Raw genomic sequence first — 22,610 nt, 5'->3', positions numbered from 1 at the left:
TTCTTACTAAAGAAGGAGGGAAATTGAGATGGGAATTAAAAAGTATAATCCAACTACTAACGGTCGTCGTAATATGACTACGAATGATTTCGCTGAAATCACGACTGACAGACCAGAAAAGTCATTACTTGCTCCTTTAAGCAAGAAGGCTGGTCGTAATAACCAAGGTAAAATTACTGTACGTCATCAAGGTGGCGGACATAAGCGTCAATACCGTATCATCGACTTTAAGCGTAACAAAGATGGAATTCCAGGACGCGTTGCTACGATCGAATACGATCCAAACCGCTCTGCGAATATCGCATTAATTAACTACGTTGACGGTGAAAAACGTTACATTCTTGCTCCTAAGAACTTAGAAGTAGGTATGGAAGTTATGTCTGGCCCAGAAGCTGACATCAAAATCGGTAACGCATTACCATTAATCAACATTCCAGTAGGTACTGTTGTTCATAACATCGAGCTTAAGCCTGGTCGTGGCGGACAATTAGTTCGTTCTGCTGGTACATCTGCTCAAGTACTTGGTAAAGAAGGTAAATACGTACTTGTACGTTTAACTTCTGGTGAAGTACGTCTTGTATTATCTGCTTGTCGCGCTTCAATCGGTCAAGTAGGTAACGAACAACACGAACTTATCAAGATCGGTAAAGCAGGTCGCTCTCGCTGGTTAGGTAAACGCCCAACAGTTCGTGGTTCTGTAATGAACCCAGTTGATCACCCACACGGTGGTGGTGAAGGACGTTCTCCAATCGGACGTAAGTCTCCAATGTCTCCATGGGGTAAACCAACTCTTGGATTCAAGACTCGTAAGAAAAACAAAGCGTCTGACAAATTCATCGTTCGTCGTCGTAAAAAATAATGGGATTGTAGTACGGTTCATTTTTAGAACCGTACGCCAATCACGAAGGGAGGCACCAAAATGGCTCGTAGCTTAAAAAAAGGACCATTTGTCGATGATCACTTAATGAGCAAAATGGAAAAATTAGTTGCATCTGAGCAAAAACAAGTTGTTAAAACTTGGTCTCGCCGTTCAACAATCTTCCCTCAGTTCATCGGACACACAATCGCTGTATATGATGGTCGTAAACACGTACCTGTGTACATCACTGAGGATATGGTTGGCCATAAGTTAGGTGAATTCGCACCAACTCGTACGTATAAAGGTCACCTTGCTGACGATAAGAAAACTAGAAGATAATGAGAGGAGGCACTTCAATGCAAGCTAAAGCAGTAGCGAGAACAGTTCGTATTGCTCCTCGTAAAGTTCGTTTAGTAGTAGACTTAATCCGAGGTAAGCAAGTGGGTGAAGCGATTGCTATCCTTAACCACACACCAAAAACTGCTTCTCCAGTTGTAGAGAAAGTTTTAAAATCTGCAATCGCAAATGCAGAGCACAATTATGAGATGGATATTAACAACCTAGTTGTTGAAAAAGTTTTCGTTGACGAAGGTCCAACGTTGAAACGTTTCCGTCCACGTGCAATGGGTCGTGCAAGCCAAATTAACAAACGCACAAGCCACATCACAGTTGTGGTATCAGAAAAGAAGGAGGGATAATCGATGGGTCAAAAGGTTAATCCAATTGGTCTTCGTGTCGGCGTTATCCGTGACTGGGAATCTCGTTGGTTCGCAGAGAAAGATTATGCTACATTATTACATGAAGACATCAAAATCCGTGAGTACATTACTGTACGCTTAAAAGATTCTGCTGTTGCTAAAGTAGAAATCGAACGTGCAGCAAATCGTGTAAATGTTACAATTCACACTGCAAAACCTGGTATGGTAATTGGTAAAGGTGGTACTGAAGTTGAAGCACTTCGTAAAGCTCTTAACCAATTAACAGGCAAGCGTGTACACATCAACATTTTAGAAGTTAAGAGAGCTGATCTTAACGCTAAATTAGTAGGCGAAAACATTGCTCGTCAATTAGAAAACCGTGTATCATTCCGTCGTGCACAAAAGCAAGTTATTCAACGTGCTATGCGTGCAGGTGCTAAAGGTATTAAAACACAGGTTTCTGGTCGTCTTGGCGGAGCTGATATCGCTCGTGCAGAATCTTACAGTGAAGGAACTGTTCCACTTCATACACTTCGCGCTGATATTGACTATGCAGCAGTTGAAGCTGATACAACATACGGTAAATTAGGCGTAAAAGTATGGATCTACCGTGGAGAAGTCCTTCCTACAAAAAAGAAAGCTTCTGAGGAAGGAGGAAAATAATATGTTAATGCCAAAACGCGTAAAATATCGTAGAGAGCATCGTGGTAAAATGCGTGGTCGTGCAAAAGGTGGAACTGAAATTGCTTTCGGTGAATTCGGTTTACAAGCACAAGCTGCTTCATGGATTACAAACCGTCAAATCGAAGCTGCTCGTCGTGCAATGACTCGTTACATGAAACGTGGCGGTAAAGTATGGATTAAAATTTTCCCTTCTAAACCTTACACTGCAAAACCTCTAGAAGTACGTATGGGTTCCGGTAAAGGGGCACCAGAAGGCTGGGTAGCAGTAGTAAAACCTGGGAAAATTATGTTCGAAATCGCGGGTGTATCTGAAGAGGTAGCACGCGAAGCATTACGTCTTGCAGCTCACAAGTTACCTGTGAAATGTAAATTCGTAAAACGTGAAGAAAATGGTGGTGAATCTAATGAAAACTAATGATATTCGTGAATTAACCACTGCCGAAATCGAAACAAAAGTTAAAGCTTTAAAGGAAGAATTGTTCAATCTTCGCTTCCAACTTGCTACAGGACAATTAGAGAATCCAACTCGCATTCGTGAAGTGCGTAAAGCAATTGCTCGTATGAAAACTGTAGTTCGTGAAAGAGAGATCGGAATTAATCGATAAATTGAGGGGAGGTTTGCATAGTGAGCGAACGTAACCAACGCAAAGTTTATACTGGTCGTGTTGTGTCTGACAAAATGGACAAAACGATTACAGTTTTAGTTGAAACTTACAAAACTCATTCCTTGTACGGAAAGCGTGTTAAGTATTCTAAGAAGTACAAAGCCCATGATGAGCAAAACCAAGCGAAACTTGGCGATATCGTTAAAATCATGGAAACTCGCCCGCTTTCTGCTACTAAGCGTTTCCGTTTAGTTGAAATCGTTGAAGAAGCGGTTATTATCTAAATAGATGAATCGGAATTTTTAGTCCGAAGGGAGGTTTCATAAGATGATCCAACAAGAATCTCGTTTGAAAGTTGCTGACAACTCTGGTGCACGTGAACTTTTAACAATTAAAGTATTAGGCGGCTCTGGTCGTAAATATGCTAACATCGGTGATATTATCGTTGCTACGGTAAAACAAGCAACACCAGGTGGCGTTGTTAAAAAAGGTGACGTTGTTAAAGCAGTAGTAGTACGTACGAAGAGCGGAGCTCGTCGTCCGGACGGTTCTTACATCAAATTTGATGAAAACGCAGCGGTTATCATTAAAGACGATAAGAGCCCACGTGGTACTCGTATCTTCGGACCAGTAGCTCGTGAATTACGTGATAGCAACTTCATGAAGATCGTTTCTTTAGCTCCAGAAGTTCTATAATTTAAGGTATTGCCTTGCTAAGGAGGTGCAGAATTAAGATGCATGTAAAAAAAGGTGATAAAGTACAGGTAATCACTGGTAAAGACAAAGGAAAACAAGGCGTTATCCTTGTGGCTTTCCCAAAGCAAAACCGTGTTATCGTTGAGGGTGTTAACATCGTTAAAAAACACTCTAAGCCATCTCAATTAAATCCACAAGGTGGAATTATTACTAAAGAAGCACCTATTCACGTTTCTAACGTTATGGTTTTAGATCCTAAAACAGGTGAACCTACTCGCGTAGGCTTCAAAGTAGAAGATGGTAAAAAAGTTCGTATTGCAAAAAAATCTGGTGAATTATTAGATAAATAATTTTCTTAAGAAAGGAGGTCACTTCATTGAATCGCCTTAAAGAGAAGTTCCAAAAGGAAATTACTCCTGCTCTAGTGAGCAAGTTTAACTATAAATCTGTGATGGAAGTACCGAAAATCGAAAAGATCGTAATCAACACTGGTGTTGGTGACGCGGTATCTAACTCAAAAGCTTTAGACAATGCAGTAGAAGAATTAACACAAATCGCAGGTCAAAAGCCTGTTGTAACTCGTGCTAAAAAATCAATCGCTGGTTTCCGTCTTCGTGAAGGTATGCCAATCGGTGCGAAAGTAACTTTACGCGGCGAGCAAATGTATGAGTTCTTCGACAAATTAGTATCAGTTTCTTTACCACGTGTACGTGATTTCCGTGGTGTTTCTAAGAAATCATTTGATGGTCGTGGGAACTACACATTAGGTGTTAAAGAGCAACTTATCTTCCCTGAGATCGATTATGATAAAGTAAGCAAAGTCCGCGGTATGGACATCGTAATCGTTACTACAGCGAAAACTGATGAAGAAGCTCGTGAACTTTTAACACAATTCGGTATGCCATTCCAAAAATAATGGAAGCCAACGCTAAGTAGAGGAGGCGAAAACGTGGCTAAAAAATCTATGATAGCGAAACAAAAGCGTACTCCTAAGTTTAAAGTACAAGAGTATACACGTTGCGAACGCTGCGGTCGTCCGCATTCTGTATACCGCAAATTTAAGCTTTGCCGTATTTGTTTCCGTGAACTTGCATATAAAGGTCAAATTCCTGGTGTTAAAAAAGCTAGTTGGTAAAACCCACAAATGGGAAGGAGGTAAAACACATGGTGATGACAGATCCAATTGCAGACATGCTTACTCGCATCCGTAATGCGAACATGGTACGTCATGAGAAATTAGAGGTTCCTGCTTCTAAAATCAAAAAAGAGATCGCTGAACTTTTAAAACGTGAAGGTTTCATTCGTGATGTAGAATACATCGAGGATAACAAACAAGGTATCCTTCGTATTTTCCTGAAATATGGTGCAAACAATGAACGTGTAATCACTGGATTAAAACGTATCAGTAAACCTGGCTTACGCGTTTACGCTAAAGCTGATGAAGTACCACGTGTACTTAACGGATTAGGTATCGCTCTTGTTTCTACATCTAAGGGAGTAATGACAGACAAAGACGCTCGTCAATTACAAACTGGTGGAGAAGTAGTAGCATACGTTTGGTAATATATATTTAAAACGAACGGAGGTGTGACCACATGTCTCGTATTGGTAAAAAGATTCTTGAAATCCCTGCAGGTGTTACTATCACAGTTGCAGAAGACAATACTGTAACAGTAAAAGGCCCTAAAGGTGAATTAACTCGTACTTTCAATGCTGATATGCTTATCAAAATTGAAGAGAATACATTAACAGTTGAGCGTCCATCTGAACAGAAGGACCACCGTGCATTACACGGTACAACTCGTGCTTTAATCGGAAACATGGTTGAAGGTGTAACTGCAGGTTTCGCACGCGGACTTGAATTAGTCGGTGTAGGTTACCGTGCTCAAAAACAAGGTGATAAACTTGTATTAAGCGTAGGTTATTCTCATCCAGTAGAAATGACTCCGGAAGCAGGTATTGAAGTTGAAGTACCTGCACCAACTAAAATCGTAATCAAAGGTATCGACAAGCAACGTGTTGGCGAATTTGCTGCTAACATCCGTGCTGTACGTGCTCCTGAGCCATATAAAGGTAAAGGTATTCGTTACGAAGGCGAAGTTGTTCGTCGTAAAGAAGGTAAAACTGCTAAGTAAACCCGTTAGGTGAGAGAAAGGAGTGACAAGAAAATGATCACTAAAGCTGATAAAAATGCGACTCGTAAGAAAAGACATGCACGTGTACGTGCTAAACTTACTGGTACTGCAGAGCGTCCACGTTTAAACGTGTTCCGTTCTAACCAACATATTTACGCTCAAGTTATTGATGATGTGAATGGTGTAACGTTAGTAAGTGCATCTACTCTTGATAAAGACCTTGCTCTTAACGGTACTAGCAATACTGAAGCTGCTACGAAAGTAGGAGAATCAGTTGCTAAGCGTGCTGTAGAGAAAGGCGTTAAAGAAGTAGTATTCGATCGCGGTGGTTACTTATACCATGGCCGTGTTAAAGCTCTAGCTGAAGCTGCTCGTGAGGCTGGATTACAATTTTAATGGTCAAAGGAGGGAAAATTGATGCATCGCATTGACCCAAGTAAATTAGAACTTGAAGAACGTGTAGTTACGATAAATCGTGTCGCGAAAGTTGTTAAGGGTGGTCGTCGTTTCCGCTTTGCTGCACTAGTTGTAGTTGGCGATAAAAACGGTCATGTTGGATTCGGTACTGGTAAAGCACAAGAGGTACCAGACGCAATCCGCAAAGCTATCGAAGACGCTAAGAAAAACTTAATCGCTGTACCATTAGTTGGTACAACAATTCCACACACAATCAACGGTCACTTTGGAGCTGGTGAAGTATTCTTAAAACCTGCTGCTGAAGGTACTGGTGTTATTGCTGGTGGACCTGTTCGTGCGGTACTTGAATTAGCTGGTGTACAAGATATTCTTTCGAAATCTCTTGGTTCTAACACACCAATCAACATGATTCGCGCTACTGTGAACGGATTAAGCGAACTTAAGCGCGCTGAAGATGTTGCAAAATTACGCGGTAAATCTGTAGAAGAGCTACTAGGTTAAGGAGGGAAAACAAATGGCGAAAAAGTTAGAAATTACCCTCACTCGTAGTGTAATTGGTCGTCCACAAGATCAACGTGCGACGGTAGAAGCTTTAGGTCTTAAAAAGTTGAATTCAACTGTAGTTAAGGAAGAAACTCCTGCTATTCTTGGTATGATCAACAAAGTTTCTCACCTTATAACTGTAAAAGAAGCTTAAGGATAACTCATTAATATAAGGAGGTGCCTGGGAATGAAACTTCATGAATTAAAACCTGCAGAAGGTTCTCGTAAAGTACGTAACCGTGTCGGTCGTGGTATCGGTTCTGGTAACGGTAAAACTGCTGGTAAAGGTCATAAAGGACAAAACGCACGTTCTGGTGGCGGTGTTCGTCTTGGCTTCGAAGGTGGTCAAACTCCATTATTCCGTCGTTTACCAAAACGCGGCTTCACAAACATTAACCGTAAAGAGTTTGCTATTGTAAACTTAACAACGTTAAATCGTTTTGAAGATGGTACAGAAGTAACACCTGAATTATTGCTGGAAACTGGCGTTATCAGCAAGTTAAACGACGGTGTTAAAATTCTTGCAAGCGGCGCAGTAGAGAAAAAACTAACTGTTAAAGCGCACAAGTTCTCTTCAAGTGCTAAAGAAGCAATTGAAGCAGCTGGCGGATCAGTTGAGGTGATCTAATGTTTCGTACAATCTCCAACTTTATGCGCGTTGCTGAGATAAGACGTAAAATATTATTCACTTTAGCGATGTTAATCGTATTCAGGATTGGCACGTTTATCCCAGTGCCATTTACAAATGGAGACGTACTGAAAGCACAAGATCAATTAAATGCCTTAGGTATCCTAAATACATTTGGCGGTGGCGCCTTGAAAAACTTCTCCATCTTCGCGATGGGAATCATGCCGTATATTACAGCATCCATCATCGTGCAATTATTGCAGATGGATGTTGTTCCTAAATTTTCGGAATGGTCGAAGCAAGGCGAAATGGGCCGTCGTAAACTAACGCAATTTACGCGTTACTTTACAATTGTTCTTGCGTTTATTCAGGGGTTTGGTATGTCAATCGGTTTTAACGGTATGGTAGGTGGGCAATTAATTTTGAATCCTGGTTGGAGCACTTATTTATACATTGCTACGGTACTGACTGCTGGTACTGCATTTTTAATGTGGTTAGGCGAACAGATTACATCTAAAGGTGTAGGTAATGGTATTTCCATCCTTATCTTTGGAGGTATTGCTGCAGCGATCCCAAGTGTTATATCTCAAGTGTATCAACAACAGTTTCAAAATATCGGAGATCAATTGTTCATGAGTATCGTTAAAGTTGCATTGATCTTACTAGCTGTGCTAGCGGTTATTGTTGGTGTTATTTTCATTCAACAGGCTGTTAGAAAGATCCCAATTCAATATGCGAAGCGTGTAACAGGAGGGAATGGGAATCATGCTGGAGCACAAAACACACATTTACCGCTTAAGGTAAATAGTGCGGGTGTTATTCCAGTCATTTTTGCTGTTTCATTCTTAATTACGCCTCCAACTATTGCACAGTTCTTCCCGAATCATGATGTATCGCAGTGGATCATTGCAAACTTTAACTATTCTCACCCAGTGGGAATGATTATATATGTTGCGCTCATTGTAGCCTTCACATATTTCTATGCGTTTGTTCAGGTTAATCCAGAGCAAATGTCAGAGAATCTAAACAAACAAGGTGGATATGTTCCAGGTATTCGTCCGGGTAAGAATACGGAACAATATCTAACAAAAATCTTGTATCGTTTGACCTTTGTAGGATCAATTTTCCTAGCAGCGATTGCAATCTTACCAGTTATCTTTACGAAACTGGGAAATCTTCCTCCATCTGCACAGATTGGTGGAACGAGTATGTTAATCGTTGTCGGCGTTGCTTTAGAAACAATGAAGCAGCTAGAAAGCCAACTGGTAAAACGCCATTACAAAGGGTTTATCAAGCAGTGAGTAAGTGGGAAGAATTGTCTTCCCTACATGCTCATGTACTCTGAGGGGGAACAAGGATGAACTTAATTTTAATGGGGCTTCCTGGTGCTGGTAAAGGTACACAAGCCGAACAGATTGTTGCCAAGTATAACATCCCTCACATTTCAACAGGAGATATGTTCCGTGCAGCTATGAAGGCTGAAACTGAAATGGGTTTACAAGCAAAATCTTTTATTGATAAAGGTGCACTTGTTCCAGATGAAGTTACAATCGGAATCGTTCGTGAACGTTTAAGTCAAGAAGACTGCGTAAGAGGTTTCTTACTAGACGGTTTCCCACGAACTGTTGCACAAGCATCAGCTCTTGAAGAGATTATGAAAGATCTTGGCAAAAAAATCGACTATGTTTTAAACATTAATGTGGATTCAGGGTTGTTATTAAAACGCCTTACAGGCCGTCGCATTTGTAAAGAGTGCGGTGCGACTTACCACTTAGAATTCAATGCGCCAGCAAAAGCTGACGTGTGTGATAAATGTGGTGGCGAATTATATCAACGCTCTGATGACAATGAAGAAACTGTAGCAAATCGTTTAGATGTAAATATTAAGCAAACAAAACCTTTGCTTGATTTCTACGAGGAGCTTGGTTACCTACAAAGCATTAATGGTGAGCAAGATATCAATAAAGTATTTGCTGATATCGATGTTCTCATCGGAGGCTTAGCGTAATGATAATCTGCAAAACTCCTCGCGAGATAGAAATCATGCGAGAAGCTGGCAGGATCGTTGCTTTAACTCATCAAGAGTTGAAACAGCACATTACTCCAGGAATTACAACGAAAGAGCTCGATCAAATAGCGGAAAAGACGATTCAAAAATATGGTGCTACGCCATCTTTTAAAGGATACAACGGATTTCCGGGGAGCATTTGTGCTTCTGTAAATGAAGAGCTTGTACACGGAATTCCAGGGAAGCGCAAGCTCAAAGAGGGCGATATCATCAGTATCGATATTGGTGCGAAATACAATGGGTACCATGGCGATTCTGCATGGACGTATCCAGTTGGAAGCATTTCTGAATCTGTTCAAAAGCTACTTGATGTCACAGAAAAATCGTTGTATCTTGGTCTAGAACAAGTAAAACCAGGCGAAAGATTATCAAATATCTCACATGCGGTTCAAACCCATGCTGAAGAGAATGGGTTCTCGATCGTTAGGGAGTATGTTGGTCACGGAATCGGGCAAGACTTACATGAGGACCCTCAAATCCCGCACTATGGTCCACCAAATAGAGGCCCTAGATTAAAGCCGGGAATGGTCATCTGTGTTGAGCCGATGGTGAATCAAGGAAGACGATATGTAAAAACACTATCTGATGACTGGACAGTGGTAACGGTAGATGGTAAATGGTGTGCCCATTTTGAGCACACGATTGCTCTTACAGAAGCAGGATACGAAATCCTTACCACTTTATAAGTAGCTGGCTCTCCGGGATTTCAGAGCAGTGTAAAATGTTACTGATTTGAAGAAGGGAGAACTATTGAATGGCTAAAGATGATGTAATTGAAGTCGAAGGTACCGTTCTTGAAACGTTGCCAAATGCTATGTTCAAAGTAGAATTAGAGAATGGGCATGTCGTATTGGCTCACGTTTCTGGTAAAATCCGTATGAACTTCATTCGTATTTTACCAGGAGACAAAGTTACGGTAGAATTATCTCCGTACGATTTAAATCGTGGTCGTATTACGTACCGTTTTAAATAATATAGCACTCCGTAATCTTTAAGGAGGTTCGAGACATGAAAGTAAGACCGTCAGTTAAACCAATCTGCGAAAAATGTAAAGTTATTCGTAGACGTGGAAAAGTAATGGTTATTTGTGAAAACCCTAAACATAAACAAAAACAAGGTTAATCAGAAGGAGGTGCATTCAGAATGGCACGTATCGCAGGTGTAGATATTCCTCGAGACAAACGCGTTGTTATTTCTTTAACTTACGTATTCGGCATTGGTCGCACAACTGCTGAAAAAATTCTTACTGAAGCTGGTATTTCTTCAGAAACACGAGTTCGTGATTTAACGGAAGACGAACTAGGACGTATCCGTGATATCATCGATCGTATTAAAGTTGAGGGAGACCTTCGTCGTGAAGTATCTCTTAACATTAAACGTCTAATGGAGATCGGTTCTTACCGTGGTCTTCGTCACCGTCGTGGTTTACCAGTTCGTGGTCAAAACTCTAAAAACAATGCTCGTACACGTAAAGGTCCACGTCGTACAGTAGCAAATAAAAAGAAATAATAAGTAAAGGAGGTTGAACTAACAATGGCACGTAAAACAAACACTCGTAAAAAACGTGTGAAAAAGAATATTGAAGCTGGTATAGCTCATATTCGTTCTACTTTCAACAACACAATCGTAACACTTACAGATACTCATGGTAACGCACTTTCTTGGTCTAGTGCTGGTGCACTTGGTTTCCGTGGATCTCGTAAGTCTACTCCATTCGCTGCGCAAATGGCTGCTGAAGCTGCTGCTAAAGTTGCAATGGAACACGGTTTAAAAACTTTAGAGGTTACTGTTAAAGGTCCTGGTGCTGGTCGTGAAGCTGCAATTCGTGCTCTTCAAGCTGCAGGTCTAGAAGTAACAGCAATTAGAGATGTTACTCCAGTTCCTCATAATGGATGTCGTCCACCAAAACGTCGTCGTGTGTAATTTTTCTGTATAGAATTTTCCCTTTTGTCTATAATGGATATGATGCATTATCGAGAAATTTCGTACAGAAACATCGCTTGTTGTGCACAATCGGGAACTGCCTAAGGGGGACTTTCGGTTAGACAGGGGGTATCCCTTTGTTTAACCGGGGTTTCGACGTTTTGAAGGAGGGTTTAGTTAATGATTGAAATCGAAAAGCCGAAAATCGAAACGGTTGAACTTAACGAAGATGCTAAATATGGTAAATTCGTAATTGAACCGCTTGAGCGTGGATATGGTACTACTTTGGGTAACTCCTTACGTCGTATTCTTTTATCCTCACTCCCTGGTGCCGCTGTTACTGCTATCCAAATCGATGGCGTATTACATGAATTTTCAACAGTTGAGGGCGTAGTAGAAGACGTTACGACGATCATCTTAAACTTGAAAAAGTTAGCTCTTAAAATCTACTCTGAAGAAGAGAAGACGTTGGAAATTGATGTGCAGGGCGAAGGTATTGTCACAGCTGCTGATATTACTCACGATAGTGATGTAGAAATCTTAAATCCAGATTTACACATTGCAACGTTAGCAAAAAATGCGCATTTCCGCATGCGTTTAACTGCAAAGCGTGGCCGTGGGTATACGCCAGCTGATGCAAATAAAAGCGAAGATCAACCAATAGGAGTAATTCCTATTGATTCTATTTATACTCCAGTATCACGTGTGACTTACCAAGTGGAAAAGACACGTGTCGGACAAGTGGCTAATTATGATAAGCTTACGCTTGATGTATGGACGGATGGAAGCATCGGGCCAAAAGAAGCTATCTCTTTAGGTGCCAAAATCTTAACTGAGCATTTAAATATCTTTGTTGGTTTAACTGATGAAGCACAAAATGCTGAGATTATGGTCGAGAAGGAAGAAGATCAAAAAGAGAAAGTTCTTGAGATGACTATCGAGGAACTAGATCTTTCTGTTCGTTCTTATAATTGCCTTAAACGTGCAGGAATTAATACTGTACAAGAGCTTGCGAACAAAACAGAAGAAGATATGATGAAAGTTCGTAACTTAGGACGTAAATCCTTAGAAGAAGTTAAACATAAACTTGAGGAATTAGGTTTAGGTTTACGTAAAGACGACTGAGGATTTAAACCCATCAACAAAGGAGGGAACTACGAATGGCATACAGAAAATTAGGCCGTACAAGTGCGCAACGTAAAGCTATGTTACGTGATTTAGCTACTGATTTAATTATCAACGAGCGCATCCAAACGACAGAAACTCGTGCAAAAGAACTTCGTTCTGTAGTGGAAAAAATGATCACTTTAGGTAAACGCGGAGATCTTCACGCTCGTCGTCAAGCAGCAGCTTTCATTCGCAATGAAGTAGCTAACGCTGAGACTGGTCAAGATGCACTTCAAAAATTATTCGCTGATGTAGCTCCACGCTATGCTGAGCGCCAAGGCGGATACACTCGTATTGCAAAAATTGGTCCACGTCGCGGAGACGCAGCACCAATGGTAATTATCGAGTTAGTATAATGATAATTAAAAGGGCAGGACAGTTCTTTTCAAGAAACTGGTCATGGCCCTTTTTTTTAAATATAAAAATAGGCTAACTTGGCGAAGGAAAGGGTGCCTTGTATTGAAAAAAGAGAAACTTCGGACAGAAAATATATCATTTCAATATCCTGGGGCAGCCACTTATGCATTAAAAGATGTTTCATTTTCTTTGTATGAGGGAGAATGGGTATCTGTTATTGGACAAAACGGTTCAGGGAAGTCTACACTTGCAAAGTTATTGAATGGTTTGTTTTTGCCGGAAGCAGGGACTATTACAGTAAATGATACAATGGTTTTATCAGAGGAAACGGTATGGGATGTTCGAAAACAAATTGGGATGGTATTTCAAAATCCAGACAATCAATTTGTTGGAACGACAGTGCAAGACGACGTTGTTTTTGGCTTAGAGAATATCGGAATGCCAAGAGAGCAAATGGTAGAAAGATTAGATCAGGCCCTCAAACTTGTCCGTATGGAAGATTTTCTTAATGATGAACCTCATTCGTTATCTGGTGGGCAAAAACAGCGAGTGGCAATAGCAGGCGTTTTAGCACTTCAGCCATCTATTTTGATATTAGATGAAGCAACGTCAATGCTAGATCCTCAAGGAAGACGTGAAGTGGTAGAAACGGTTAGACAACTTGTTAATCAAAAAGGTATTACCGTGTTATCAATTACGCACGATTTAGAAGAAGCGGCACAATCAGACCGTGTCATTATTTTAAATAAGGGAGAAATATTAGAGGAAGGGACTCCAGAGCAAATTTTCAAATCCTCTCATATGCTCCAGGAAATTGGATTAGATGTACCATTTTCAGTGAAAATAGCAGAATTATTAAAAAGAAATGAAATTCTCTTGCAAAATACGCATCTTACAATGGAAAGCTTGGTGAACGAACTTTGGAGATTACATTCCAAAAAGTAGAACATCGTTATCAATATAAAACTCCATTTGAAAGACGCGCACTTTATGATGTAGACGTGTCGTTTCCAAGTGGGGGCTATTATGCCATTATCGGTCATACTGGTTCAGGTAAGTCGACGATGATTCAACATTTAAATGGTTTATTGCAGCCGACAAATGGCACAGTTCAAATTGGTGAACATTTCATTTCGGCAGGAAAGAAAGAAAAAAAGCTAAAGCCACTACGTAAAAAAGTAGGGGTTGTCTTTCAATTCCCAGAACATCAGTTGTTTGAAGAGACTGTGGAGAAAGATATTTGTTTCGGCCCTACTAATTTTGGGGTATCTGTAGAAGAAGCGAAGCAAAAGGCAAGAGAGGCAATTGAACTTGTAGGGTTAGAACCAGAACTGTTAACACGTTCACCGTTTGAGTTAAGTGGTGGACAAATGAGGCGTGTTGCGATAGCGGGCGTATTGGCGATGGAACCCGAAGTGCTTGTATTAGATGAACCTACAGCAGGACTAGATCCAAAAGGGCAGAATGAACTTATGGAGATGTTTTATAAGCTACATAAGGAAAAAGGTCTTACAGTTATCCTAGTAACACATAATATGGAGGATGCTGCTAAGTATGCGGAGCAGATTGTAGTCATGCATAAAGGAACGGTCTTTTTGCAAGGAAGTGCAGAGGAAGTATTTTCACATGCTGATGAACTAGAGAAAATTGGCGTGGATCTTCCTATGTCTTTAAAGTATAAACGTGCAATTGAAGAAAAGTTTGGCATTTCAATCCCAAAGGCTACCTTATCTTTAGAGGATCTTACTCATGAAGTTGTGCAGGTGTTACGAAAAGGTGGTCATGAATCATGCAGCAGTTGATTATTGGAAGGTATATTCCAGGGAATTCTCTTATTCATCAACTTGATCCACGTACGAAGCTGCTGATTGTCTTTTTATATGTATTTGTTGTTTTCTTAGCAAATAATGCGATTTCATATGGATTTTTATTTTTATATGCACTCATTGCTTTATTTTTTGCAAAAGTGCCGATTCGTTATGTACTTTCGGGCTTAAAACCAATTCTATGGATTTTTCTTTTTACATTTTTCCTGCATATTTTTACAAATAAAGAAGGGGAAGTACTATTCCAGCTTGGTTGGTTTTCAATACATGAAAAAGGATTAGAGCAAGGAATATACATTTCTATACGATTCTTCGTTATTATTTTAATGACGACATTATTAACGTTAACGACGACACCTATTGAGATTACAGATGGTTTGGAGACGTTATTAAAGCCGTTGAAGCGTATAAAAGTTCCTGTTCATGAAATCGCATTAATGATGTCAATTTCTCTTCGTTTTATTCCGACATTAATGGATGAAACGAGTAAAATAATGAAAGCACAATCGTCACGTGGTATTGATTTCGCAGGAGGACCGATAAAAGATAGGATGAAAGCTATTATCTCACTACTGGTTCCTCTATTTATCAGTGCTTTTAAGCGTGCTGAGGACTTAGCAATTGCTATGGAGGCTCGTGGATATCAAAGTGGCGAAGGACGTACTAAATTTAGGCAACTACGCTGGAAAACAAGCGATACAGTAACGATTATAAGCTTACTTTGCTTAGCTTGTATTTTGGCATGGGTGCGATCGTAATGGAGAATGGAGAAATGGATAGAATAAAATGTACGGTTGCATATGATGGCATGCATTTTTGTGGTTATCAAATTCAGCCGCAGCATCGTACTGTTCAACAAGAGATTGAAAAAGCTTTGCAGAAATTGCATAAAGGAGAACTTGTTCGTGTTCAGGCATCGGGCAGAACGGATTCTACCGTTCACGCTAAAGGACAGGTTATACACTTTGATACACCGTTGTCTCTTGAAGAGTGGCAATGGGGTAATGCATTAAACACAATGTTGCCAGATGATATTGTGATCAGACAGGTAGAGAAAAAAACAGAAGAATTTCATGCGCGTTACGGTGTTGAGAGAAAAGAATATCGTTATCGTGTGTTATTATCAAAGACTGCGGATGTATTCCGTAGAAATTACGTATATCAATATCCATATCCGCTCGAAATAAACTCTATAAGAAAAGCGATCCCTTATTTTATTGGAACGCATGATTTCACTTCTTTTTGTTCGGCAAAAACTGACAAAAAAGATAAAGTGAGAACAATTTATGAAATTGAGCTAATTGAGCAAGACGATGAATTAATTTTTCGTTTTGTAGGTAATGGATTTTTATATAATATGGTCAGAATTATTGTTGGTACGTTACTGAACGTAGGGCAAGGAAAGCTTGATCCAGACAGCATTCCAGAGATTCTAGCGAAACAAAATCGTCAGTTTGCTGGAAAGATGGCTCCTGGTCATGGGCTTTACTTATGGCAGGTAAACTATAACAACTAATCCTGGTGTAACATTTGCTTGACATTAGAAACTCAAAAGTATATCATAACATATGGTATTGTTTCTAAAACCACGATTAGCCCCGGAAGGAAATCGTGTTTAAGATAAACAATAGATTTTTTCTATGGAAAAGATAACGAGGAGGGAAACACATGCGTACGACTTTTATGGCAAAAGCTAACGAAGTTGAGCGTAAATGGTATGTGGTTGATGCTGAAGGTCAAACTTTAGGTCGCCTATCTACGGAAGTAGCATCTATTTTACGCGGTAAAAACAAACCTACATTTACACCACACGTTGACACGGGTGATCATGTAATTATTATTAACGCTGAGAAAATTCATTTAACAGGTAATAAATTAAACGATAAAATTTACTACCGTCACACTAACCACCCAGGTGGACTTAAACAAAGAACAGCTCTAGAAATGCGTACAAACTACCCTGTACAAATGTTAGAGCTTGCAATTAAAGGCATGCTTCCAAAAGGACGCTTAGGCCGTCAAGTTTCTAAGAAACTAAACGTGTATGCTGGAGCAGAGCATCCACACCAAGCACAAAAACCAGAAGTTTACGAACTTCGCGGATAATTAATTAAAGGAGGGCTTACTTTGGCACAGGTTCAATACTATGGCACTGGACGTCGTAAGAGTTCAGTAGCGCGCGTACGCCTAGTTCCAGGCGAAGGACGCGTTATCATTAACGGTCGTGATTTTGAAAACTATATCCCATTTGCTGCATTACGTGAAGTAGTGAAACAACCTCTAGTTGCAACAGAAACTTTAGGTAACTACGATGTACTTGTAAACGTAAATGGTGGTGGATACACTGGTCAAGCTGGTGCTATTCGTCACGGTATTTCTCGCGCTTTATTAAAAGCTGATCCAGAATACCGTCTAACACTAAAACGTGCAGGTCTATTAACTCGTGACGCACGTATGAAAGAGCGTAAAAAATACGGTCTTAAAGGCGCACGTCGTGCACCTCAGTTCTCAAAACGTTAATTTTTGCGAACTACAAACCCCAACCATTTTGGTTGGGGTTTTTTTATGTTTCATTCCTCTTTTGGAATTTTTGTAGTTTGGAATATTTTAGTGCTATCCTCTCGCGTATGCTTCTTCTTTAGAAGTTTAGACTAATACGTATTAGGGAGGGTTATAAGTACTATGAATGTCATTGTCAGCTTACAAGAAAAACAAAAAGAGAAGCAGTTGAAATATGAACGGAAGATGCTGCGAGAATTATCACTAAAAACATTACGTTCAAATATTAGAGATGCCTTTCAGATGCAGGAACTTCATCGTCAGTATGAAGATTACTGTATTGAATTAGGGATAGAATCGTATTTATTAGGAGCGAGATACAGTAAGTTTGGTTATTATGGTGAATCATTCTTTGATGTGAAATATAGAGCCTTAGAAGAAGAGCAACAATTAACGGAAACACTATTTCAATTTTTAACGAGCATGACTATGAGGGAAATTAAGTTACAAGATGAGGAATTACTTTTTGAATCTTGTCAGCAGTTTATTGGCTTATGGTGGCAGGAAGGATATGAAAAAGGTGAAAGAAGATATCGATTAAAGCTTCATTAAGACAAGCATAAACTTTCCTCTTGTCCCATATAAGTAATTAGAGGGACTAGCTGGAGGAGGAAAGGTATGAAGAGAATTCGAATTATCTCTTTTGCACTCGCTGCGGTTGTTTTGTTTTTTTTAGTCAAACAAGAATTTCAAATTACAAAATCGTGGCGAGCGTGGAATTTACCCTTATCAGGGAAAGTGATTGTATTAGATGCTGGGCATGGTGGGCCAGACGGAGGGGCTGTTGGTGGAAAAGATATTATAGAAAAAGATATTACGCTTGAGATTACAAAGAAGGTACAAGATTATTTACAGGAACAAGGTGCGCTAGTTATTTTAACACGTGAGGGAGATTATGATTTAGCTCAGAAAGATACAAAATCATATAGTAGACGTAAAGCAGAGGATTTAAAAAAGCGTGTAGAGATTATTAATAAACCTGATGTAGACTTTTTTGCGAGTATTCATTTAAATGCTTTAACTAGTAGTGGATCGAAAGGCGCACAAACGTTCTATTACCGTTCTTCGATTGAAAATGAACGTGCTGCGAAATTTATACAAGCTGAATTGAGGACGAGTTTAGAGAATACGAATCGTTCTGCTAAAACAATTTCTCATGTGTATTTATTAAAGTATGCGAAAACACCAGGTGCTTTAATTGAAGCTGGCTTTTTATCGAATGTAAACGAAAGGTATATGTTAAATTCGGAGAAATATCAGCAAAAGGTAGCGGCTGCAGTATATCGTGGTATATTACGCTATTTCACGGAAAAAGGAAATCCTCCAGAATAAGGAGGATTTTTTGAGTTTCTCTCATTAACGAAGTTTTCCGAAAATATGTTATACTGGAAATGTAAACGCATTTATTTAAAAAATAAAGAGAGATAAATTTAATTAACATTACGTTATTTTTCATACAGGGGGCTAATCATGGTAACGAAAGAGCAAGTAGTGGAAGCGTTAGAAGGGGTTGTAGATCCGTTTTTACATAAAACGTTAAAAGAAACAGGGGCAATTAAAGAGGTTACAGTTAAGCCTGAGAAGGAACATGTAAGTGTTAAAATTGCAATCGTAAAAACCGGTACAGCGGAACAAATGCAATTGCAATCTGGAATTGTAAAGTTAGTAAAAGAATTAGGAGCAGCAACAGTAGGGCTTCGCTTTGCAGAATTTACAGAAGAGGAATTAGCTCAGTTTGCATCGGAACAAGAAGAAGAGCAAGCTGAATCTTTATTGTCACCAAATTCAAAAACAACATTTTTAGCAGTGGCGAGTGGAAAAGGTGGGGTAGGGAAATCAACAGTTTCTGTTAACCTTGCTATTGCTCTAGCTCGTCTAGGGAAAAAGGTTGGTATCATTGATGCCGATATTTACGGTTTTAGCGTACCGGATATGATGGGGATAGAAAAACGTCCTGTTGTAAGAGGGGATAAAATTATTCCAGTGGAGCGTCTAGGTGTAAAGGTAATCTCAATGGGATTCTTTGTAGAAGATAATGCACCGGTTATTTGGAGAGGACCTATGCTTGGGAAAATGTTAAATCACTTCTTCACAGAAGTAGAATGGGGCGATTTAGACTATTTAGTTTTAGATTTACCACCGGGTACAGGTGATGTTGCGCTAGACTTACATTCGATGTTGCCAGCTTGTAAAGAGATTATTGTAACAACGCCACATCCAACAGCGGCATTTGTAGCAGCGCGTGCCGGAGCCATGGCTTTACGTACAGAACATAGTATTCTTGGTGTTGTTGAAAATATGGCGTATTTTGAAAGTAAAACAACTGGTGAAAAAGAATATGTGTTCGGAAGAGGTGGAGGAGATAAATTAGCTACAGAACTTCAAACTGAAGTACTTGGCCGAATCCCACTTCAACAACCTGATTGGAATAAAGAAGACTTTGCGCCATCAGTATATGAAGATACACATACGACAGGTCTTATTTATCGCACGATAGCTGAGACTGTAATTGATAAAATAGCTGTCGCGCAAAAATAAAATAATAATGAGTGGACGATACATATATTGTCCACTCATTATTATCGTTATAATTTTTACTGCTGTTCCTTTTTACCGCCTTGGGAACCACCTTCACCGCCGGCTTCTTTTTTATCAGATCCACTTTTTTCAGCCTTTTGTACACCTTTACTAATAATATCAATCATCTTAGCTTGGAAGAGTGGGCTTTCAGCAGTTTCGGTTAGTACTTGTTGTAAATATTGACGGTATTCTTTGCTCTTCATCGTTTGTAACATCATTTTTTCTACTTCAGGGTTCTTCATAATTTCTATAACGCCTGCTTGGTATTCAGGGTCTTTTAGTAATGTTTTCATTAAGGTTGTTTGTTCTTTCCCCATACTTTTAGCGAATTTCGATGAGAACTCAGGGTCTTTAAAGAGCTTTTCCCAGAATTGTTGCCCTTTGTCGGATACCATTGCATCTTCAATCGTTTTCTTTACTACTGTTTCATCTAGTATGAGTGCTTGTTTCATTTTTTCATCAGTTAACACATCTTGAATGGCTTTCTTACCTTGATCGGTTTTTAAAATATCAACAATCATTTTCTTCGTTTGATCGTAATCAAGTTCGGACTTTGCTTCTTTTCCTTGTGCACACGCTACAAGTGCGAGGAATAGAAAAGAAGAAGTCAAAACGAGTAGCATCCGTTTCATAAGTTGGAACTCCTTTCAGCACAGTTCTCTCTTTTTAATATAAATATCTTTAGGGAATTTATACATGAACATGGCTAGCTTTTTGAAATTGTCATTGATACAATTTAATTAGAAATATAAGGATAATGGGGGATGTGTTGTGAATAGCCGCAAGTGGGTACGACTATTTTTTACGACGTTGTTTCTTGGTGGGATTAGCACGGTTATACTTGGGTTTGTTTTAGAGTGGGACAAGTACGCTAAATTTTTTCAAAATTTCGACGGAAAGGAGATTCTAGCAGTTTCCTTTTGGTTGATGGGTGTAGGATTTATTTTTAGTGTTATAAGTCAGATGGGATTCTTTGCTTATTTAACAATCCATCGTTTTGGGTTAGGTATGTTCCGTTCACCATCTTTATGGAATGCAGTCCAGCTCTTCTTTATTGCATTTGTTTTGTTTGATTTCGTGTATTTAAGATCTGTATTGATTGCAAATGGGGAAGTTTCATTAGGGAATAACATACTTGTTGCTGGTGTGTTATTTATGTTCGGGGCCATTGTTGCTTACATAAAAAGTAAGGAAACAAATAAAAAGGCATTTGTGCCCGCTTTGTTCTTTATGGTTGTTGTAACAATTCTTGAATGGGTACCAGCTCTTCGGATTAATGATACAGATTGGTTATATTTAATGGTGATACCACTTTTATTATGTAATGCATATCAGTTACTTATATTACATCGTTTAATTGGAAAGAGGAGTAAGTCAGCCTAATATAAGAGAGTTTGTACGAATGAAAAAAGCTCTATTACCTGAATGAAAGGTAATAGAGCTTTTTATGTGTGAAGGCACAATGGAAAAGAATTACTGTACATCTTTACTTTTCGTACTTGTGTTGGAAATAAGTTGTGATACGGATATTTGCTCATATCCGTCACTCTTTAATTTTTGCAGAAGCAGTGGTAAAGCTTTGTTTGTTTGAAGGGCAGAATCGGATGCGTGTAATAAGACGATATCTCCACCTTTTAAATTATTAGAGACGGTGGAAACGATATTGTTTACACCAGGGTTTTTCCAATCGTTTGAGTTATTACTCCAATGAACGATGGTGTATCCGAGTGATTCTGCTATTTTAAGTGTTGCTTTGTTAAAGTCTCCACTAGGTGGACGCAATAGCTTGACTTGTTTCACGCCGAGTTTTGTAAAAACATCTTGCGCTCGTAAAAGATCTCTTCGTATTTCATTTGTCTCTAGAGAAGTGTAGGACGTGTAATTATAGCCCATACTACCGATTTCATGTCCATCTTTTATGATGCGTTCAACAACATCAGGGTGTCTTTCTGCCCATGCAGCAGAAAGGAAGAAGGTTGCATTCTTAATGTCTTTTTCTTTAAGTGTATCAAGGATTGGAATTGCTTTTTTGTCTCCCCAACTAATATCAAATGTGAATGCAACTTGTTTTTTAGAGGTGTCGCCTTTGTAAATAACTTTAGGTCCTGTAGCGGTTGAAAAAGCGGATTCGTGTGAATATGTTTTTAAAAAGAGAAGCCATGCTGTAAATAAGGAAAGTATCACTATTAAGCTAATGTGTTTAAAATTTCTTTTACTCGTAATAAAAAAGAAAAACATAATATTACGCCCCTTTGTCCAATCCTTTTCAGTTACATATATGCTTTAAATATTAAAAAGAGAACAAAGGATTAATATCGTAAGCAGTGGATATAATGAATGATAGGATTTTGATAAGTGAAAATGAGCGAAACGTTTATTGCTTTGTAGGAAATGATTGAGGTGATGATTTGCTTGGGTTTATGTTAACGAAAGAAGAGAAAAAAGAAATGGAATACATATTGAAGAGAGAGTTAGAAGAACTTTTATTTGATTTTGAAGATGAACGTATTCATGACGTTGTAAAAAAGGCGATGGAGGAAAGATATAAAATCATTTTTTGTTTGTTTCGAAGAGTCGCTAATGCAGAAGAATGTATGCGTTATGTAAGGAAAAGAACTTTTTATTAAAAAGTGTTGACGTTAATAGATATTATATGATAAATTAATAAACGTCGCTGATACAGAAACGCAGAAGACGACAAAAAAGAAATTGAAAAACTTAGTTGACATCGAAAAACGAAGATGTTAACATAAGGAAGTCGCAAATGAGCGGCTAAGTAGTTCTTTGAAAACTGAACGAAACAAACAACGTGAAACGTCAATTTTTATTTTTAGATGCTAGACAAACTAACTTTATTGGAGAGTT

The 22,610-nt window shown here is 39.1% G+C and carries 39 protein-coding genes; 37 read left to right on the top strand and 2 right to left on the bottom strand.

Going from position 1 to position 22,610, the window contains the following annotated elements; genetic code table 11:
* Window positions 1-28 precede the first annotated feature (28 nt).
* From rplB to MR115_RS25925, 35 genes are all read left to right on the top strand, one after another.
* Entirely contained in the window at window positions 29-859 is an 831-nt protein-coding gene (gene rplB / locus MR115_RS26095) for a 50S ribosomal protein L2 (protein WP_000511582.1), read from the top strand.
* Between the two features lie 60 nt (window positions 860-919).
* The gene (gene rpsS / locus MR115_RS26090) at window positions 920-1,198 is read left to right on the top strand and encodes a 30S ribosomal protein S19 (protein ID WP_000124454.1); all 279 of its coding nucleotides are present in this window, start codon (window positions 920-922) and stop codon (window positions 1,196-1,198) included.
* A gap of 17 nt (window positions 1,199-1,215) precedes the next feature.
* The gene (gene rplV / locus MR115_RS26085) at window positions 1,216-1,557 is read left to right on the top strand and encodes a 50S ribosomal protein L22 (protein ID WP_001148024.1); all 342 of its coding nucleotides are present in this window, start codon (window positions 1,216-1,218) and stop codon (window positions 1,555-1,557) included.
* Window positions 1,558-1,560: 3 nt separating this feature from the next.
* A complete protein-coding gene (gene rpsC, locus MR115_RS26080) occupies window positions 1,561-2,220 on the top strand; it encodes a 30S ribosomal protein S3 (protein ID WP_000529958.1) in 660 nt (219 codons plus the stop codon).
* Window position 2,221: 1 nt separating this feature from the next.
* Window positions 2,222-2,656: a 50S ribosomal protein L16 gene (rplP, locus tag MR115_RS26075; RefSeq protein ID WP_000928969.1), complete on the top strand. Its 435-nt coding sequence runs from the start codon at window positions 2,222-2,224 to the stop codon at window positions 2,654-2,656.
* On the top strand, window positions 2,646-2,846 hold the full coding sequence (gene rpmC, locus MR115_RS26070; protein WP_000855718.1) for a 50S ribosomal protein L29: 201 nt from the start codon (window positions 2,646-2,648) through the stop codon (window positions 2,844-2,846). Before rplP ends, rpmC begins: the two co-directional genes overlap by 11 nt.
* A gap of 20 nt (window positions 2,847-2,866) precedes the next feature.
* Window positions 2,867-3,130, top strand: coding sequence for a 30S ribosomal protein S17 (rpsQ, locus tag MR115_RS26065; RefSeq protein WP_000004106.1), 264 nt, complete (start codon window positions 2,867-2,869; stop codon window positions 3,128-3,130).
* A 43-nt stretch (window positions 3,131-3,173) separates the two neighbouring features.
* Entirely contained in the window at window positions 3,174-3,542 is a 369-nt protein-coding gene (gene rplN, locus MR115_RS26060) for a 50S ribosomal protein L14 (RefSeq protein ID WP_000615912.1), read from the top strand.
* A 38-nt stretch (window positions 3,543-3,580) separates the two neighbouring features.
* Window positions 3,581-3,892, top strand: a complete 312-nt coding sequence (rplX, locus tag MR115_RS26055; RefSeq protein WP_000558201.1) for a 50S ribosomal protein L24 — start codon at window positions 3,581-3,583, stop codon at window positions 3,890-3,892.
* Window positions 3,893-3,918: 26 nt separating this feature from the next.
* Window positions 3,919-4,458 carry a 50S ribosomal protein L5 gene (rplE, locus tag MR115_RS26050; protein ID WP_001080829.1) on the top strand — a complete coding sequence of 180 codons (540 nt, stop codon included), beginning with the start codon at window positions 3,919-3,921 and terminating at the stop codon, window positions 4,456-4,458.
* A gap of 33 nt (window positions 4,459-4,491) precedes the next feature.
* Window positions 4,492-4,677, top strand: coding sequence for a 30S ribosomal protein S14 (gene rpsN / locus MR115_RS26045; protein ID WP_001085700.1), 186 nt, complete (start codon window positions 4,492-4,494; stop codon window positions 4,675-4,677).
* A gap of 29 nt (window positions 4,678-4,706) precedes the next feature.
* The gene (gene rpsH, locus MR115_RS26040) at window positions 4,707-5,105 is read left to right on the top strand and encodes a 30S ribosomal protein S8 (protein ID WP_000245511.1); all 399 of its coding nucleotides are present in this window, start codon (window positions 4,707-4,709) and stop codon (window positions 5,103-5,105) included.
* A 32-nt stretch (window positions 5,106-5,137) separates the two neighbouring features.
* A complete protein-coding gene (gene rplF / locus MR115_RS26035; protein WP_061678371.1) occupies window positions 5,138-5,677 on the top strand; it encodes a 50S ribosomal protein L6 in 540 nt (179 codons plus the stop codon).
* A gap of 33 nt (window positions 5,678-5,710) precedes the next feature.
* Window positions 5,711-6,073: a 50S ribosomal protein L18 gene (gene rplR, locus MR115_RS26030; RefSeq protein ID WP_000628818.1), complete on the top strand. Its 363-nt coding sequence runs from the start codon at window positions 5,711-5,713 to the stop codon at window positions 6,071-6,073.
* A gap of 21 nt (window positions 6,074-6,094) precedes the next feature.
* Window positions 6,095-6,595: a 30S ribosomal protein S5 gene (gene rpsE, locus MR115_RS26025; protein ID WP_000554646.1), complete on the top strand. Its 501-nt coding sequence runs from the start codon at window positions 6,095-6,097 to the stop codon at window positions 6,593-6,595.
* A gap of 13 nt (window positions 6,596-6,608) precedes the next feature.
* Window positions 6,609-6,791 carry a 50S ribosomal protein L30 gene (gene rpmD / locus MR115_RS26020; RefSeq protein ID WP_001085231.1) on the top strand — a complete coding sequence of 61 codons (183 nt, stop codon included), beginning with the start codon at window positions 6,609-6,611 and terminating at the stop codon, window positions 6,789-6,791.
* A gap of 33 nt (window positions 6,792-6,824) precedes the next feature.
* Window positions 6,825-7,265, top strand: a complete 441-nt coding sequence (gene rplO / locus MR115_RS26015) for a 50S ribosomal protein L15 (protein ID WP_000766082.1) — start codon at window positions 6,825-6,827, stop codon at window positions 7,263-7,265.
* Window positions 7,265-8,566 (top strand): preprotein translocase subunit SecY, encoded by a 1,302-nt coding sequence (gene secY / locus MR115_RS26010; protein WP_000490122.1) that lies wholly within the window; start codon window positions 7,265-7,267, stop codon window positions 8,564-8,566. The genes rplO and secY overlap by 1 nt, the downstream gene beginning before the upstream one ends.
* A gap of 56 nt (window positions 8,567-8,622) precedes the next feature.
* On the top strand, window positions 8,623-9,273 hold the full coding sequence (locus MR115_RS26005) for an adenylate kinase (RefSeq protein WP_001048992.1): 651 nt from the start codon (window positions 8,623-8,625) through the stop codon (window positions 9,271-9,273).
* The gene (gene map, locus MR115_RS26000; RefSeq protein ID WP_000582541.1) at window positions 9,273-10,019 is read left to right on the top strand and encodes a type I methionyl aminopeptidase; all 747 of its coding nucleotides are present in this window, start codon (window positions 9,273-9,275) and stop codon (window positions 10,017-10,019) included. Before MR115_RS26005 ends, map begins: the two co-directional genes overlap by 1 nt.
* Before the next feature lie 68 nt (window positions 10,020-10,087).
* Complete coding sequence (infA, locus tag MR115_RS25995) at window positions 10,088-10,306, top strand: translation initiation factor IF-1 (RefSeq protein ID WP_001029884.1); 219 nt, start codon at window positions 10,088-10,090, stop codon at window positions 10,304-10,306.
* Between the two features lie 35 nt (window positions 10,307-10,341).
* Complete coding sequence (gene rpmJ, locus MR115_RS25990) at window positions 10,342-10,455, top strand: 50S ribosomal protein L36 (RefSeq protein WP_000868344.1); 114 nt, start codon at window positions 10,342-10,344, stop codon at window positions 10,453-10,455.
* Between the two features lie 21 nt (window positions 10,456-10,476).
* On the top strand, window positions 10,477-10,842 hold the full coding sequence (gene rpsM, locus MR115_RS25985; protein WP_000090790.1) for a 30S ribosomal protein S13: 366 nt from the start codon (window positions 10,477-10,479) through the stop codon (window positions 10,840-10,842).
* A gap of 24 nt (window positions 10,843-10,866) precedes the next feature.
* Window positions 10,867-11,256 (top strand): 30S ribosomal protein S11, encoded by a 390-nt coding sequence (gene rpsK / locus MR115_RS25980; protein ID WP_000101797.1) that lies wholly within the window; start codon window positions 10,867-10,869, stop codon window positions 11,254-11,256.
* A gap of 180 nt (window positions 11,257-11,436) precedes the next feature.
* Entirely contained in the window at window positions 11,437-12,381 is a 945-nt protein-coding gene (locus MR115_RS25975; protein WP_000569644.1) for a DNA-directed RNA polymerase subunit alpha, read from the top strand.
* Between the two features lie 35 nt (window positions 12,382-12,416).
* The gene (rplQ, locus tag MR115_RS25970; RefSeq protein ID WP_000331490.1) at window positions 12,417-12,779 is read left to right on the top strand and encodes a 50S ribosomal protein L17; all 363 of its coding nucleotides are present in this window, start codon (window positions 12,417-12,419) and stop codon (window positions 12,777-12,779) included.
* 103 nt (window positions 12,780-12,882) lie between these two features.
* Entirely contained in the window at window positions 12,883-13,725 is an 843-nt protein-coding gene (locus MR115_RS25965; protein WP_000711782.1) for an energy-coupling factor ABC transporter ATP-binding protein, read from the top strand.
* Window positions 13,701-14,582, top strand: coding sequence for an energy-coupling factor ABC transporter ATP-binding protein (locus tag MR115_RS25960; protein ID WP_000406519.1), 882 nt, complete (start codon window positions 13,701-13,703; stop codon window positions 14,580-14,582). The genes MR115_RS25965 and MR115_RS25960 overlap by 25 nt, the downstream gene beginning before the upstream one ends.
* Entirely contained in the window at window positions 14,570-15,364 is a 795-nt protein-coding gene (locus MR115_RS25955) for an energy-coupling factor transporter transmembrane component T family protein (RefSeq protein WP_001186532.1), read from the top strand. Before MR115_RS25960 ends, MR115_RS25955 begins: the two co-directional genes overlap by 13 nt.
* Window positions 15,365-15,378: 14 nt before the next feature.
* Window positions 15,379-16,122, top strand: coding sequence for a tRNA pseudouridine(38-40) synthase TruA (gene truA, locus MR115_RS25950; RefSeq protein ID WP_097845671.1), 744 nt, complete (start codon window positions 15,379-15,381; stop codon window positions 16,120-16,122).
* A 152-nt stretch (window positions 16,123-16,274) separates the two neighbouring features.
* Window positions 16,275-16,712, top strand: coding sequence for a 50S ribosomal protein L13 (gene rplM, locus MR115_RS25945; RefSeq protein ID WP_001260795.1), 438 nt, complete (start codon window positions 16,275-16,277; stop codon window positions 16,710-16,712).
* A gap of 21 nt (window positions 16,713-16,733) precedes the next feature.
* Window positions 16,734-17,126: a 30S ribosomal protein S9 gene (gene rpsI, locus MR115_RS25940; RefSeq protein ID WP_000079986.1), complete on the top strand. Its 393-nt coding sequence runs from the start codon at window positions 16,734-16,736 to the stop codon at window positions 17,124-17,126.
* A 162-nt stretch (window positions 17,127-17,288) separates the two neighbouring features.
* Complete coding sequence (locus tag MR115_RS25935) at window positions 17,289-17,717, top strand: YbaK family protein (protein ID WP_001101006.1); 429 nt, start codon at window positions 17,289-17,291, stop codon at window positions 17,715-17,717.
* A gap of 66 nt (window positions 17,718-17,783) precedes the next feature.
* On the top strand, window positions 17,784-18,497 hold the full coding sequence (cwlD, locus tag MR115_RS25930; protein WP_000822445.1) for an N-acetylmuramoyl-L-alanine amidase CwlD: 714 nt from the start codon (window positions 17,784-17,786) through the stop codon (window positions 18,495-18,497).
* Between the two features lie 138 nt (window positions 18,498-18,635).
* On the top strand, window positions 18,636-19,703 hold the full coding sequence (locus MR115_RS25925; protein ID WP_242243229.1) for an Mrp/NBP35 family ATP-binding protein: 1,068 nt from the start codon (window positions 18,636-18,638) through the stop codon (window positions 19,701-19,703).
* A gap of 56 nt (window positions 19,704-19,759) precedes the next feature.
* Here the strand turns inward: MR115_RS25925 and gerD are convergent, their stop codons facing one another.
* Window positions 19,760-20,377 carry a spore germination protein GerD gene (gene gerD, locus MR115_RS25920; RefSeq protein ID WP_061678366.1) on the bottom strand — a complete coding sequence of 206 codons (618 nt, stop codon included), beginning with the start codon at window positions 20,375-20,377 and terminating at the stop codon, window positions 19,760-19,762.
* Window positions 20,378-20,516: 139 nt separating this feature from the next.
* On the opposite strand from gerD, the gene kbaA reads away from it, so the two are divergent.
* Window positions 20,517-21,128, top strand: a complete 612-nt coding sequence (gene kbaA, locus MR115_RS25915; RefSeq protein WP_242243228.1) for a KinB signaling pathway activation protein KbaA — start codon at window positions 20,517-20,519, stop codon at window positions 21,126-21,128.
* A 90-nt stretch (window positions 21,129-21,218) separates the two neighbouring features.
* On the opposite strand, the gene pdaB is transcribed toward kbaA, so the two are convergent.
* Complete coding sequence (pdaB, locus tag MR115_RS25910) at window positions 21,219-21,983, bottom strand: polysaccharide deacetylase family sporulation protein PdaB (RefSeq protein ID WP_242243227.1); 765 nt, start codon at window positions 21,981-21,983, stop codon at window positions 21,219-21,221.
* Window positions 21,984-22,153: 170 nt separating this feature from the next.
* Between pdaB and MR115_RS25905 the strand changes: the two genes are divergently transcribed.
* A complete protein-coding gene (locus MR115_RS25905; RefSeq protein ID WP_000900298.1) occupies window positions 22,154-22,372 on the top strand; it encodes a hypothetical protein in 219 nt (72 codons plus the stop codon).
* The last annotated feature ends 238 nt before the right edge of the window (window positions 22,373-22,610 follow it).

The organism is Bacillus cereus group sp. BfR-BA-01309, assembly GCF_022664315.1.
In the GTDB taxonomy this organism is placed as follows: domain Bacteria; phylum Bacillota; class Bacilli; order Bacillales; family Bacillaceae_G; genus Bacillus_A; species Bacillus_A mobilis.
Note: the sequence above shows the minus strand (reverse complement) of the source record. Positions and strands in the feature narration are given on the sequence as shown.

Excerpts from the sequence above, each read along its gene's own strand:
- rplB (WP_000511582.1), top strand. The coding sequence starts at position 29 with ATGGGAATTAAAAAGTATAATCCAACTACTAACGGTCGTCGTAATATG.
- rpsS (WP_000124454.1), top strand. The coding sequence starts at position 920 with ATGGCTCGTAGCTTAAAAAAAGGACCATTTGTCGATGATCACTTAATG.
- rplV (WP_001148024.1), top strand. The coding sequence starts at position 1,216 with ATGCAAGCTAAAGCAGTAGCGAGAACAGTTCGTATTGCTCCTCGTAAA.
- rpsC (WP_000529958.1), top strand. The coding sequence starts at position 1,561 with ATGGGTCAAAAGGTTAATCCAATTGGTCTTCGTGTCGGCGTTATCCGT.
- rplP (WP_000928969.1), top strand. The coding sequence starts at position 2,222 with ATGTTAATGCCAAAACGCGTAAAATATCGTAGAGAGCATCGTGGTAAA.
- rpmC (WP_000855718.1), top strand. The coding sequence starts at position 2,646 with ATGAAAACTAATGATATTCGTGAATTAACCACTGCCGAAATCGAAACA.
- rplN (WP_000615912.1), top strand. The coding sequence starts at position 3,174 with ATGATCCAACAAGAATCTCGTTTGAAAGTTGCTGACAACTCTGGTGCA.
- rplX (WP_000558201.1), top strand. The coding sequence starts at position 3,581 with ATGCATGTAAAAAAAGGTGATAAAGTACAGGTAATCACTGGTAAAGAC.
- rpsH (WP_000245511.1), top strand. The coding sequence starts at position 4,707 with ATGGTGATGACAGATCCAATTGCAGACATGCTTACTCGCATCCGTAAT.
- rplF (WP_061678371.1), top strand. The coding sequence starts at position 5,138 with ATGTCTCGTATTGGTAAAAAGATTCTTGAAATCCCTGCAGGTGTTACT.
- rplR (WP_000628818.1), top strand. The coding sequence starts at position 5,711 with ATGATCACTAAAGCTGATAAAAATGCGACTCGTAAGAAAAGACATGCA.
- rpsE (WP_000554646.1), top strand. The coding sequence starts at position 6,095 with ATGCATCGCATTGACCCAAGTAAATTAGAACTTGAAGAACGTGTAGTT.
- rpmD (WP_001085231.1), top strand. The coding sequence starts at position 6,609 with ATGGCGAAAAAGTTAGAAATTACCCTCACTCGTAGTGTAATTGGTCGT.
- rplO (WP_000766082.1), top strand. The coding sequence starts at position 6,825 with ATGAAACTTCATGAATTAAAACCTGCAGAAGGTTCTCGTAAAGTACGT.
- secY (WP_000490122.1), top strand. The coding sequence starts at position 7,265 with ATGTTTCGTACAATCTCCAACTTTATGCGCGTTGCTGAGATAAGACGT.
- MR115_RS26005 (WP_001048992.1), top strand. The coding sequence starts at position 8,623 with ATGAACTTAATTTTAATGGGGCTTCCTGGTGCTGGTAAAGGTACACAA.
- map (WP_000582541.1), top strand. The coding sequence starts at position 9,273 with ATGATAATCTGCAAAACTCCTCGCGAGATAGAAATCATGCGAGAAGCT.
- infA (WP_001029884.1), top strand. The coding sequence starts at position 10,088 with ATGGCTAAAGATGATGTAATTGAAGTCGAAGGTACCGTTCTTGAAACG.
- rpmJ (WP_000868344.1), top strand. The coding sequence starts at position 10,342 with ATGAAAGTAAGACCGTCAGTTAAACCAATCTGCGAAAAATGTAAAGTT.
- rpsM (WP_000090790.1), top strand. The coding sequence starts at position 10,477 with ATGGCACGTATCGCAGGTGTAGATATTCCTCGAGACAAACGCGTTGTT.
- rpsK (WP_000101797.1), top strand. The coding sequence starts at position 10,867 with ATGGCACGTAAAACAAACACTCGTAAAAAACGTGTGAAAAAGAATATT.
- MR115_RS25975 (WP_000569644.1), top strand. The coding sequence starts at position 11,437 with ATGATTGAAATCGAAAAGCCGAAAATCGAAACGGTTGAACTTAACGAA.
- rplQ (WP_000331490.1), top strand. The coding sequence starts at position 12,417 with ATGGCATACAGAAAATTAGGCCGTACAAGTGCGCAACGTAAAGCTATG.
- MR115_RS25955 (WP_001186532.1), top strand. The coding sequence starts at position 14,570 with ATGCAGCAGTTGATTATTGGAAGGTATATTCCAGGGAATTCTCTTATT.
- truA (WP_097845671.1), top strand. The coding sequence starts at position 15,379 with ATGGATAGAATAAAATGTACGGTTGCATATGATGGCATGCATTTTTGT.
- rplM (WP_001260795.1), top strand. The coding sequence starts at position 16,275 with ATGCGTACGACTTTTATGGCAAAAGCTAACGAAGTTGAGCGTAAATGG.
- MR115_RS25935 (WP_001101006.1), top strand. The coding sequence starts at position 17,289 with ATGAATGTCATTGTCAGCTTACAAGAAAAACAAAAAGAGAAGCAGTTG.
- cwlD (WP_000822445.1), top strand. The coding sequence starts at position 17,784 with ATGAAGAGAATTCGAATTATCTCTTTTGCACTCGCTGCGGTTGTTTTG.
- MR115_RS25925 (WP_242243229.1), top strand. The coding sequence starts at position 18,636 with ATGGTAACGAAAGAGCAAGTAGTGGAAGCGTTAGAAGGGGTTGTAGAT.
- gerD (WP_061678366.1), bottom strand. The coding sequence starts at position 20,377 with ATGAAACGGATGCTACTCGTTTTGACTTCTTCTTTTCTATTCCTCGCA.
- pdaB (WP_242243227.1), bottom strand. The coding sequence starts at position 21,983 with ATGTTTTTCTTTTTTATTACGAGTAAAAGAAATTTTAAACACATTAGC.